Annotated in this window: 11 protein-coding genes and 1 pseudogene; all 12 read right to left on the bottom strand. The window is 69.7% G+C overall.

All coding sequences use genetic code 11. The features are described 5' to 3' along the window. Positions 1-121: 121 nt before the first annotated feature. The gene (locus ABTU92_RS11390) at positions 122-943 is read right to left on the bottom strand and encodes a phosphodiesterase (protein WP_408090627.1); all 822 of its coding nucleotides are present in this window, start codon (positions 941-943) and stop codon (positions 122-124) included. Between the two features lie 31 nt (positions 944-974). Beyond that, a pseudogene (locus ABTU92_RS11385) lies at positions 975-1,076 on the bottom strand (ABC transporter permease); the annotation flags it as partial. A 113-nt stretch (positions 1,077-1,189) separates the two neighbouring features. Then, positions 1,190-1,915, bottom strand: a complete 726-nt coding sequence (locus ABTU92_RS11380) for an NUDIX hydrolase (protein WP_408090625.1) — start codon at positions 1,913-1,915, stop codon at positions 1,190-1,192. A 24-nt stretch (positions 1,916-1,939) separates the two neighbouring features. Then, complete coding sequence (locus tag ABTU92_RS11375) at positions 1,940-2,839, bottom strand: PhzF family phenazine biosynthesis protein (protein WP_408090623.1); 900 nt, start codon at positions 2,837-2,839, stop codon at positions 1,940-1,942. Between the two features lie 5 nt (positions 2,840-2,844). Continuing rightward, positions 2,845-3,693, bottom strand: coding sequence for a pyridoxal kinase PdxY (gene pdxY / locus ABTU92_RS11370; protein WP_408090621.1), 849 nt, complete (start codon positions 3,691-3,693; stop codon positions 2,845-2,847). 90 nt (positions 3,694-3,783) lie between these two features. Then, positions 3,784-4,659, bottom strand: coding sequence for an EamA family transporter (locus ABTU92_RS11365; RefSeq protein ID WP_408090619.1), 876 nt, complete (start codon positions 4,657-4,659; stop codon positions 3,784-3,786). Positions 4,660-4,918: 259 nt separating this feature from the next. Further along, positions 4,919-5,956 carry an ABC transporter substrate-binding protein gene (locus ABTU92_RS11360; protein WP_408090617.1) on the bottom strand — a complete coding sequence of 346 codons (1,038 nt, stop codon included), beginning with the start codon at positions 5,954-5,956 and terminating at the stop codon, positions 4,919-4,921. A gap of 445 nt (positions 5,957-6,401) precedes the next feature. Next, a complete protein-coding gene (gene ilvC, locus ABTU92_RS11355) occupies positions 6,402-7,421 on the bottom strand; it encodes a ketol-acid reductoisomerase (protein WP_408090615.1) in 1,020 nt (339 codons plus the stop codon). A gap of 127 nt (positions 7,422-7,548) precedes the next feature. Beyond that, positions 7,549-7,884, bottom strand: a complete 336-nt coding sequence (locus ABTU92_RS11350) for a type II toxin-antitoxin system PemK/MazF family toxin (RefSeq protein ID WP_408090635.1) — start codon at positions 7,882-7,884, stop codon at positions 7,549-7,551. Further along, positions 7,808-8,185 (bottom strand): AbrB/MazE/SpoVT family DNA-binding domain-containing protein, encoded by a 378-nt coding sequence (locus ABTU92_RS11345; protein WP_408090613.1) that lies wholly within the window; start codon positions 8,183-8,185, stop codon positions 7,808-7,810. The genes ABTU92_RS11350 and ABTU92_RS11345 overlap by 77 nt, the downstream gene beginning before the upstream one ends. A 226-nt stretch (positions 8,186-8,411) precedes the next feature. Then, the gene (gene ilvN, locus ABTU92_RS11340; RefSeq protein WP_111358366.1) at positions 8,412-8,972 is read right to left on the bottom strand and encodes an acetolactate synthase small subunit; all 561 of its coding nucleotides are present in this window, start codon (positions 8,970-8,972) and stop codon (positions 8,412-8,414) included. Positions 8,973-9,043: 71 nt separating this feature from the next. Beyond that, positions 9,044-10,804 carry an acetolactate synthase 3 large subunit gene (locus ABTU92_RS11335; RefSeq protein WP_408090611.1) on the bottom strand — a complete coding sequence of 587 codons (1,761 nt, stop codon included), beginning with the start codon at positions 10,802-10,804 and terminating at the stop codon, positions 9,044-9,046. Positions 10,805-10,810 lie beyond the last annotated feature (6 nt).

Raw genomic sequence — 10,810 nt, 5'->3', positions numbered from 1 at the left:
GGCTCGGGGTCCATTTCAGCGGCCCCTGGGCCCCGGTTCTGCGGCACAACAGGCCTGCGGCCTGCAGCGCCTTGTCCGGGGCAGGCGGCGGCATACTGGGATCCTATAAAATCCGATCCGATCACCCGACCGCCGCCGGCTCGGCGGCGAAGAACGGGAACGGCCCCGGCGCGCGCTGCACATAGGCCTGGTGGGTGACGAGGCCGGTGCCCTCGATCCATTTGTGCAGCAGGAAGGCCGGCGGCTCGAGCACGAAGTCGGAGGCCGCGTCCGGCGTCAGCGTCAGCGTCACCTGATGGGCGACCGACGGCGCGATCTGGCAGATGGTGCCGGCCCAGCGCACCGCCACGGGCCGGTGATGATGCCCGGTGATCACCCGCTCGACCTGCGGGTTCGCCGCGACGATCGCGGCGAGATGGTCGGCGCCGTCGAGCAGGCGGATGCGGTCCATGTGGCCGATGCCGCAGACGAACGGCGGATGGTGCACGGCGACGATCGTGGGCACCTCGGGCGCGTCGCCGAGCGCGTCGGCCAGGAACGTGAGCGACTCCGGCTCCAGTCGGCCGGCGCCGTGGCCCTCCCACAGGCTGTCGAGCCCGACGAGCCGCACCGGCCGCGTCTCCACCACGAAGTCGAGCCGGCCCTCCGCCGGCAGGTAGCCCTTCGGCCCGAACGCCGCCCGCATCATGGCGCGGCGGTCGTGATTGCCGGCGATGCAGTAGACCGGCATCGGCAGCCGATCGAAGAGAGCCGTGAGAATCCCGTACTCCTCCGGCATCCCGGCGTCGGTGAGATCGCCCGTGACGATCACGAGGTCCGGCGCCGGCTGCAGCCGCGCGAGCGCGTGGACGGCCTGCTCGGCATAGGCGTTGGTCTCGGAGACACCGTAGGCGAGCACGCCGGCGGGCCGGACATGGAGGTCGGAGATTTGGGCGATCAACATGCGTCGGGTCTCGGGCTGGGGCAGGTGGAATCAGCGCCAGCGCGAGGCCCGGGATGGCCGGCGGCAGCGTGACGATCTCCTCGACGATGCGGGCGAGCCTGCCGCCGCGCCGCACAAGCGCATAGGCTTTCACCAGCCCCCTAGCGAGGCTGCATGACAGCGACGCGACAGGCCGGCGGAGAGCGGCGCGCGACGTCGGTGACGACGTCGGTCGCTCCGTGGTCTCGACCAGCGACGCCTGTGCGTTCAGGCCCAGGCGTGCAGCAGATAGGCGCGGACGAAGTCGAGGACGCCGGGGCCGAGATCGGCCGGGCCGTGGACGGCGACGACCCGGGCAAGCTCCGGGTCCGCCTCGGCGGCGATGTGGGCGCGGGCCGTCTCGCACAGCGCGGCGGCCGGAACACGCGCCTCAAGCCGGCGGATGACGGCGAGCAGCCGCCCGGCCGGCACCAGGGCCCACGGGCCGGCCGTGTAGGCCTCGCTGCCGATGCCGGTCTCCTCCTGCATTTCACGCGCGATGCTGCCGGCGAAGTCGACGATGCCGTCGCGCGCGTCGCTCGGGTCCGGCGTGCCGCAGGGAAAGTAGATCTTGCCCTGGTTCGCCGTGCCCGACGCCATCTCGCCGAGCAGGAAGCCGCCGTCGCGGCCGCGCAGCGCCCCCATGGCGAAGGCGTTGGTCACGCCCGTGTCCGGCCAGCCCCAGTCGCGCCACGCCATGAAGCTCGCATAGTCGGTCTCGAACAGGCGCGCCCGCAGCGTGCCGTCGTCGACGGCCCAGTCGCGCACGAGAAGGATACGGCCGTTCCAGACATGCGGCAGGCGGCGCCGGAGCGCGTCGAAATGCGCGTCGATCTCGGCGCGCCGCGCGGCCGCGAACGGCCAGTCGAACGGCTCCAGCCGGAGGTCTAGGGCTTCGATCGGAATCACGTCGAGGTCGTTCACGGCCGTCCGGTCCTGCGACGCCTTCATCATGAGCTGCCCCCGCGCCCCTCGTGATCAGACGAGGAGGCGCCCCTCGCTCATCACCACAGCGTCGCCGCCGATCGCGGCCGTGACGAGCGCGCCGCCTCGCAACACCAGCGACACCATGATCAGGCTCGGGCGGCCCATCTCGAAACCCTGCTCGATCACCAGCGTGTGGGTGCCGTCGGGAAGCCCGTCGTGGCGCGCCACCGCGCCGGCGAAGGCCGCGACCGCGGCGCCGGTCGCCGGGTCCTCGGCGATGCCGAGGCTCGGGGCGAACATGCGGGCATGGAAGGCACGGCCCGGCACGGCCGTCTCGCGGCTGAACACGAAGGCGGCCGGATGCCCCTGCGTGCCGAAGGCCGCCGCCCAGTGGCGCATGTCGGGCGTCGCGCGGGCGACCGCGTCGCGGCTGGCGAGCGGCACCAGCGTGAAGGCGACGCCGGCCGACCAGTCCGCCGGCGCGAAGCCGTCGAAGCCGATTTCGCCCGCGGCGAGGCCGAGCGCCGCCGCGATCGTCGCGGCGTCGCGCGTGCCGGCGACCGCCTCGGGCAGCCGTGGCAGGTCGAAGCGCGCCGTGCCGCGCTCGTCGTCTCGTGGCGTCACCGTGCAGCGCACCGGGCCGACGCCCTCCTCCACCACGATCTCGCGTGGCGCCGTGCCGCCGTCGAGGCGTGCGAGCAGCACCGCGGTGCCGATCGTCGGATGGCCGGCGAAGGGCAGTTCGCGGGCCGGCGTGAAGATGCGCAGCCGCGCGCGATTCACCGGATCGTCCGGCGGCAGCACGAACACGGTCTCGGACAGCGCGAACTCTTTCGCGATGGCTTGCATCGCGGCGGCGTCGAGCCCGTCGGCGTCGAGCACGACGGCGAGCGGATTGCCGGCGAATTTTTTCGCCGTGAACACGTCGAGGGTGACGAAGCGGCGGGCCATGCCGGTCACACCGGCTCGGGCGTGAAGACGCGCGAGGGTGTCACGAACTCGTCCTGGGCCGCGACCGTGAGGATCTCGCGGGAGCCTGCCGCGACCGTGCGCTTCAACAGCCCGAAGATCGACGAGCCGGCACGCGAGAGCGCCTCGGCGGTCGAGCCGGTCGACATGTAATGGAAGAAGAACAGCGCCGCGATGGCGTCGCCGGCGCCGTTGATCGCGATGTCGAGCTTCTCGGTGCGCAGGCGGAAACGGCCGTCCGGACCCGAGGCGAGCAGATCGATGGCGTCGGCCGGCGTCTCGTCGGTGTGCAGCGAGGTGACCAGGATCACCTTCGGCCCGAGCAGATGGACGATGTCGACCGCCTTCACGGCGTCGGCGAGCGTGCCGGTCGTGCGGTCGGCCAGATACTCGAGCTCGAACTGGTTGGGCGTGATGATGTCGGCGGCCGGCACGGCGCGCGCCCGCATGAACTCGGGGATGCCGGGCCGCACGAAGACGCCGCGGCCGACGTCGCCGATCACCGGGTCGCAGCAGTAGCGCGCCTTGGGGTTGGCGGCCCGCACCTTGCCGACCGCCTCGAGGATCGCCTCGCCGATGTCGGCGCCGCCCATGTAGCCGGACAGCACGCCGTCGCAAGCGGTGAGCGCGCCGCGCTCGGCGATGCCCTCCAGCAATTCGCCAATCATGCCACCGTCGAAGACGCGGCCCTTCCAGGCGCCGTAGCCGGTGTGGTTGGAGAACTGCACCGTGTGGATCGGCCACACCTCGCAGCCGAGCCGCTGCAGCGGGAACACGGCGGAGGCGTTGCCGACATGGCCGTAGGCGACGTGCGACTGGATCGACAGGATGTTCATGGGCATGACGTTGGCGGGGGTGCGTCGGAGCGGTCCGGAACCCCTACAGCCTGCGGCGGCGCGGCGCAAATCCCTTCCCGGCGGGCGCGCTCACGCGCGCTTGCGGGTCGGCACCATCAGGATGGCGAGGCCGACGAGCACCAGGGCCATGCCGGCGAGGCGCAGCGGGCCGAAGGTCTCGCCGAACACGAGGCTCGACGAGATCGCACCGATGAACGGCACCAGCAGCGCGAATGGCGCGATGGTGGCGACGCCGTAGCGGCGCAGCAGCGCGCCCCACGCCGCGAAGGCGATCGTCGTGCCGGCAAAGGCGAGATAGAGCACCGCCACCCAGGCGATCCACGGCGCCGCGACCAGGCTCTGCCCGACCGCGGTCGGGCCTTCGAGCGTGAGCGCCAGCGCCAGGCACGGCAGCGGCGGCACGAGACTCAGCCAGGACATCAGAGCCACCATGTCGTTCTGTCCCGCCTTGCGCAGCAGCAGGTTGCCGACCGCGAAGCTGAGCGGCGAGCCGAGCATCAACAGGAGCGCCCACACGTCGAACTCCTGCCCCACCGTGCCACCGATGCAGGCGAGGCCGGCGGCCGCGACGACGAGCGACACGGTCTGTCGGCTGGTCGGATACTGGTGGTAGATCGCGGCGGCGAGCGCCACCGTGAACATCGACTGGGTCTGCAGGATCACGGCGGCGAGACCGGGCGGCACGCCATGCGTGATGCCGAGAAACAGGAACATGAACTGGCCGACGAACAACGTCAGCCCGATCGCGACGGTCGGGCCGAGCGCGATCCTCGGCCGCGGTACCACCAGGAGCGGCAGCGCCGAGGTCGAGAAGCGCAGCGTCGTGAGCACGAGCGGCGAGAAGCTGTCGAGCCCGAGCTTGGTGAAGACGAAGGCGACGCCCCAGATGCCGGCGACGAGGAGCGCCAGCAGCGTGTGCGGGACGGTGAGACGGGGGGCGTACATTCCGGGGCGTGCCGTCCGGGCCTGCGGTCCGGGCGCTGGCGCACGGACGCTCGGGGGGTGCTCCGGCCGCGGGCCGCAGCCCCTCCACCCGGACGCCGCGCGGCTCGCGCGGCCGCCCCGGTCTCCCCCGTGACGGCGGCGAGGTCAAGTGGACGCCGTCCCGATCTCCGCTCATGCCCGCGGAAGCGGGCATCCAGGGGCGGCATACCGTGGCACCCCTGGGTCCCCGCCTTCGCGGGGACGAGCGGACGAAAACGGCTCACATCGTGCCGGCGGCCTTCTTCACGAAGCGATCGTCGAAGGTGCGCTTCAGGTCGATCTTGGCGGTCTTCATGTCCTCGTCGAACTGCACCAGCATGTCGAGGGCGTTCTGCATGCCCTTCTCCGGGATGATGCCGGTCGTCGAGTACATCGGCTTGGACGCCGTGAAGGCCGCCATGTAGAGGCCGCGGTCGCCGAGGTGGTACTCCTCCGGCACCGTCTTCGCGACGTCCTCGGGGGTCGCGGTCTTGAGCCACTGCAGCGTCTTGTAGAAGGCGTTGACGATGCGCTGCGTGGTCTCCGGGTTCTTCTCGATGAAGTCCGCCTTGAGATAGACGACCGCGGCCGGGTTGTTGCCACCGAGCAGCTTCTCGTTGTCGGCCTCGGTGCGACTGTCGGCCATCACGACCACGTCGCCGTCCTGCACCAGCTTGGTGATGACGGGATCGAGATTGGAGATGGCGTCGAGCTCGCCCTTCTTCATCGCGGCGACGGCCGACATGCCGGCGCCGACTCCGATGATCGACACGTCGGTCGCCTTCAGGCCGTCCTTGGCGAGGAGCGCGTTGAGGAAGAAGTTGGTCGACGAGCCCGGCGCCGTGACGCCGATCTTCATGCCCTTCAGGTCCTTGAACGACTTGACCTGGGCGGCCTTGTCCTTGCGGACGGCGAGCACGATGCCGGGGAAGCGGCCGAGCTCGGCGACGGCGCGGATCTCCTGGCCCTTCGCCTGCATCCGGATCGTGTGCTCGTAGGCGCCGGTGACGACGTCGGCCGAGCCGCCGATCAGCGACTGCAGCGACTTCGCGCCGCCGCCGAAATCCGTGATCGTCACGTCGAGCCCCTGCTCCTTGAAGTAGCCGAGCTTCTCGGCGAGCGTGAGGGGCAGGTAGTAGAGGAGGTTCTTGCCGCCGACGCCGAGCACCACCTTCGGCTTTTCGGGCGCCGACGCTGTCTGGGCGACCGCCGGCGACAGCGGCGCGGCGAGCACGGCGAGCGCCGTCGCGGCGGCGACGGCCAGGGTCTTCAGCTTCATTCAGTCCTCCCGTGGACGTTCGGCGGGCACGTGGGTCCCCGGACCCTTGGCGAGCCCTTGTTGGTCTTCGTCGATATCGGGCGGCGGCGCGGGATTCAACCGGAATCAAAGAGGCTGCCATGTCGTTGTCGGGCGGCGGCACGCGCCGGTTCCCTCTCCCCGCCGCGCGGGGAGAGGGTGGCTCGCCTCGCAGAGGCGAGTCGGGTGAGGGGGCGCTTCCGCACACCGAGACCTCGAGACTCGCGGAGACGCCCCCTCACCCGACGTCCGCGCTGATCGCGCGAACGTCGACCTCTCCCCGCGCGCGGGGAGAGGTGAAGCGCGTCGCAGACACGTGGCGTCGCACACGTGGCGTCACACACGAAAAAGGGCCGCCTTGCGGCGACCCTTCGCAAAAAACAGGTCCAGGCGAGCCTGGTCCAGGTTGGCCCGCGGACGGGTCCGCTCAGTTCTTGCTCTTGTCGACCATGGCGCGCTGCTTGATCCACGGCATCATCTCGCGCAGCTTGGCGCCGACCTCCTCGATCGGGTGCTTCGCCATGTTGGCGCGGATCGCCTTGAACGAGGCCTGGTTGACCTTGTTCTCCAGCATCCAGTCCTTCACGAAGGCGCCCGACTGGATGTCGGCCAGCACCTTCTTCATCTCGGCCTTGGTCTCCGCCGTGATCAGGCGCGGGCCGGACTTGTACTCGCCGTACTCGGCCGTGTTGGAGATCGAGTAGTTCATGGTCGCGATGCCGCCCTCGTAGATGAGGTCGACGATCAGCTTGAGCTCGTGCACGCACTCGAAATAGGCCATCTCGGGCGCGTAGCCGGCCTCGACCAGCGTCTCGAAGCCGGCCTTCATCAGCTCCACGGCGCCGCCGCACAGCACCGCCTGCTCGCCGAACAGGTCGGTCTCGCACTCCTCCTGGAAGGTCGTCTCGATGATGCCGGCGCGGCCGCCGCCGATCGCCGAGGCGTAGGAGAGGCCGATGTCGTGGGCGTTGCCCGACGGATCCTGGTGGATGGCGAGGAGGCAGGGCACGCCGGCGCCGCGCTCGTACTCGGCCCGCACCGTGTGGCCGGGGCCCTTCGGCGCGACCATCAGGACGTCGATGTCCTTCTTGGGATCGATCAGGTTGAAGTGGACGTTGAGGCCGTGCGCGAACATCAGCGCGGCGCCCTCGCGGATGTTTCCGGCGATCTCGGCCGCGTAAATGTCGGCCTGCAGCTCGTCCGGCGTGAGCATCATCATCACGTCGGCCCACTTGGCCGCCTCGGCGACCGTCATCACCGGCAGGCCCATGGCCTCGGCCTTCTTGGCGCTGGCGGAGCCCGGACGCAGGGCGACGGCGACGTTCTTCACGCCGGAGTCGCGCAGGTTGAGCGCATGGGCGTGGCCCTGGCTGCCGAAGCCGACGATCGCGACCTTCTTGGTCTTGATCAGATTGAGGTCGGCGTCGCGATCGTAATAGACACGCATGGGAATTCCCCTTCTCGGCGGGCCGGCCGCCCTGGTCGTTGCGGGTCCGGCAGGCCCCGAGAACCGGGCTGCCGTGGGTGGGTTCTTAAGAGGTACGCGGGACCGGGACAAGCCCGCGAATCGTGGATCAGCTCAGTGGTTGCAGTGGGCTGTCGAGGTCTATCCCGAGCAACGCCGCCAATCGTCCGCGAACCTCGGCGAGCACATCTGGCGGCACCTGACCGATGAGCCGAAATCCTCGGGTGGTGCGATCGAGAACACGGATTTGATCGACCAGCACCGCTCCGCTCACGGCGAGCCCTTTCGGTAGAACGACCTTGGTCGGCCATGGGGTGGTGTTGCGGGTGATCGGACAGACGATCGCCGTCTCGCCGCGGCGGTGGAATTCATGATCGGTCAGCACCACGGCCGGACGGACGCCGCTTTGCTCGCGGCCGCGGGTCGGACGCAGGTCGACCCACACCAGATCCCCGGCCTGGAGTTGGGAGGAGGCCTCGGCTGTAGTCGTCATCGATGATTTCCGCCCCGACGTCCGGTCCCCAATCGACGAGCGGCGGCCGATTCTCCGGACCCAGCCGATCCATCTCGGCCATCATGTCTGCGAGACGGTACCGCGGAATACGCGCCGCCGGCTTCAGCCGCAGCTCGCGGCCCTCGACCACCACGTCGACCTCGCTGCCCTCGGTGAGGCCCGCGGCATCGGCCGCCGCCTTGGGCAGCCGCACCCCGAGGCTGTTGCCCCATTTCGAGACCTTGACCTTCATGGCATCCTCTTCGGATACACAATGTATATCCGGGATCGCGGAAGGTCCACCGCCGCCGCCCGTCACCTCTCCCCGCTGGCGGGGAGAGGTCGACATTCGCGCGCTCAGCGCGGATGTCGGGTGAGGGGGCGTCTCGTGGATACGGACCTTCGGTCCGAGCCACCCTCTCCCCGCGTGCGGGGAGAGGGAAGCAGCGAGCCGGCGCGCCGGTGAGCGCGCCGCCGCCTCACATCCCTTCCGGGCCGCGGGCGATGGCGACGACGCCGGTGCGCGAGACCTCGACGAGGCCCAGCGGCAGCATCAGGCTGACGAACTGGTCGATCTTCTCGGCCCCGCCCGTGATCTCGAACACGAAGCTCTCGATCGTCGCGTCGATGACGCGCGCCTTGAAGGCGTCGGCCAGCCGTAGCGCCTCGACCCGATGGTCGCCCTTGCCGCGCACCTTCACCATCGCGAGTTCGCGCTCGATCGACCGCGCCGACACGGTCATGTCGACGACCCGGTGCACCGGCACCATGCGGTCGAGCTGGTTCTTGATCTGCTCGATCACCATCGGCGTGCCGCGCGTCACCACGGTGATGCGCGACAGGTGCTTCTGGTGCTCGGTCTCGGACACCGTCAGGCTCTCGATGTTGTAGCCGCGGCCGGAGAACAGGCCGATGACGCGGGCGAGGACGCCCGGCTCGTTGTCGACGATGACGGCGAGCGTGTGGGTCTCGATCGCCTGCGCCACATGGGCGGACGGATAGTGCGAGGTGCTGCCGGAGGTCGGCGTGATGGCGTTCATGATGAGAAAATTCCCTGCCCCGAATGACATCCACCCCGCTCCGCCGGAGCGGGGTGCGTGATGATCAGGTCTCAGACCAGCATCTTGCCTTCCTCGGTGATCGCCTCGTCGAGCTTCTCGGCGGCGTCACCCAGGAGCATCTCGTTGTGGGCGCGACCCGACGGGATCATCGGGAAGCAGTTCTCCGACGGGTCGACCACGCAGTCGAAGATCACCGGCTTGTCGACCGCGATCATCTCCTTGATGGCGGCGTCGAGATCGCCCGGCTTCTCGCAGCGCATGCCGACGCCGTGATAGGCCTCGGCGAGCTTGACGAAGTCCGGCAGCGCCTCCGAGTAGCTCTGCGAGTAGCGGCCGCCGTGCAGGAGCTCCTGCCACTGCCGCACCATCCCCATGTAGTGGTTGTTGAGGATGAAGATCTTGATCGGCAGCCGGTACTGCACCGCGGTCGACATCTCCTGCATGGTCATCAGCACCGACGCCTCGCCGGCGATGTCGACGACCAGCGCGCCCGGATGGGCGAGCTGCACGCCGACCGCGGCCGGGATGCCGTAGCCCATGGTGCCCAGCCCGCCCGAGGTCATCCAGCGGTTCGGCTCCTCGAAGCCGTAGAACTGCGCGGCCCACATCTGATGCTGGCCGACCTCGGTCGTGATGTAGGTGTCGCGGTCCTTGGTCAGCTCGTAGAGCCGCTGGATCGCGTATTGCGGCTTGATCACGTCGGTCGAGGCCTTGTAGGCGAGGCTCTTGCGGGCCCGCCACTGCTCGATCCGCTTCCACCAGGTCTTGTGCGCGGCGCCGTGGGCGTCGCCCGGCTGCGCCGTCCACAGCCGCAGCATCTCCTCCAGCACCTCGGTGCAGTCGCCGAGGATCGGCACGTCGACCTTGACGTTCTTGTTGATCGACGACGGGTCGATGTCGACGTGGATCTTGCGCGAGCCGGGCGAGAAGGCGTCGAGCCGGCCGGTGATGCGGTCGTCGAAGCGCGCCCCGATGCAGATCATCAGGTCGCATTCGTGCATCGACAGGTTGGCCTCGTAGGTGCCGTGCATGCCGAGCATCCCGAGCCACTGCGGATCGGAGGCCGGATAGGCGCCGAGCCCCATCAGGGTCGAGGTGATCGGGAAGCCGGTGGCGCGGACGAGCTGGCGCAGGAGCTCGGTCGCCTTGCGGCCCGAGTTGATGACGCCGCCGCCCGTGTAGAACACCGGCCGCCGCGCGGTGCGCATCAGCGACACCGCCTCCTCGATGCGGCGCGGATCGGGCTTCGGCTTCGGCGCGTAGCCGCGATGCGCGAACGCCTTCGGCCGCGAGTAGGTGCCGGTGGCGAACTGGATGTCCTTCGGCACGTCGATGACGACCGGGCCGGGCCGGCCGCTCGCGGCGATGTGGAACGCCTCGTGCAGGACGCGCGGCAGCTCCTCGATGCTCTTCACCAGCGTGTTGTACTTGGTGCAGGGCCGGGTGATGCCGACCGTGTCGCACTCCTGGAAGGCGTCGTTGCCGATCAGGTGGGTCGGCACCTGGCCGGTGATGCAGACGATCGGGATCGAGTCGCACAGCGCGTCGGCGAGGCCCGTGACGGCGTTGGTGGCGCCTGGGCCCGAGGTGACCAGCACGCAGCCGACCTTGCCGGTCGAGCGCGCATAGCCCTCGGCCGCGTGCACGGCGCCCTGCTCGTGGCGCACCAGCACGTGGCGCACCTTGTCCTGGTGGAACAGCGCGTCGTAGATCGGCAGCACCGCGCCGCCCGGATAGCCGAAGATGTGCTCGACCCCCTGGTCGATCAGCGCCTGGATGATCATCTCGGCGCCGGTCATCTCCTTCGTCATGGCTTT

It is taken from the genome of Rhodoplanes sp. SY1 (assembly GCF_046000175.1).
Lineage (GTDB): Bacteria > Pseudomonadota > Alphaproteobacteria > Rhizobiales > Xanthobacteraceae > Rhodoplanes.
Note: the sequence above shows the minus strand (reverse complement) of the source record. Positions and strands in the feature narration are given on the sequence as shown.

Excerpts from the sequence above, each read along its gene's own strand:
- ABTU92_RS11390 (WP_408090627.1), bottom strand. The coding sequence starts at position 943 with ATGTTGATCGCCCAAATCTCCGACCTCCATGTCCGGCCCGCCGGCGTG.
- ABTU92_RS11380 (WP_408090625.1), bottom strand. The coding sequence starts at position 1,915 with ATGATGAAGGCGTCGCAGGACCGGACGGCCGTGAACGACCTCGACGTG.
- ABTU92_RS11375 (WP_408090623.1), bottom strand. The coding sequence starts at position 2,839 with ATGGCCCGCCGCTTCGTCACCCTCGACGTGTTCACGGCGAAAAAATTC.
- pdxY (WP_408090621.1), bottom strand. The coding sequence starts at position 3,693 with ATGAACATCCTGTCGATCCAGTCGCACGTCGCCTACGGCCATGTCGGC.
- ABTU92_RS11365 (WP_408090619.1), bottom strand. The coding sequence starts at position 4,659 with ATGTACGCCCCCCGTCTCACCGTCCCGCACACGCTGCTGGCGCTCCTC.
- ABTU92_RS11360 (WP_408090617.1), bottom strand. The coding sequence starts at position 5,956 with ATGAAGCTGAAGACCCTGGCCGTCGCCGCCGCGACGGCGCTCGCCGTG.
- ilvC (WP_408090615.1), bottom strand. The coding sequence starts at position 7,421 with ATGCGTGTCTATTACGATCGCGACGCCGACCTCAATCTGATCAAGACC.
- ABTU92_RS11345 (WP_408090613.1), bottom strand. The coding sequence starts at position 8,185 with ATGAAGGTCAAGGTCTCGAAATGGGGCAACAGCCTCGGGGTGCGGCTG.
- ilvN (WP_111358366.1), bottom strand. The coding sequence starts at position 8,972 with ATGAACGCCATCACGCCGACCTCCGGCAGCACCTCGCACTATCCGTCC.
- ABTU92_RS11335 (WP_408090611.1), bottom strand. The coding sequence starts at position 10,804 with ATGACGAAGGAGATGACCGGCGCCGAGATGATCATCCAGGCGCTGATC.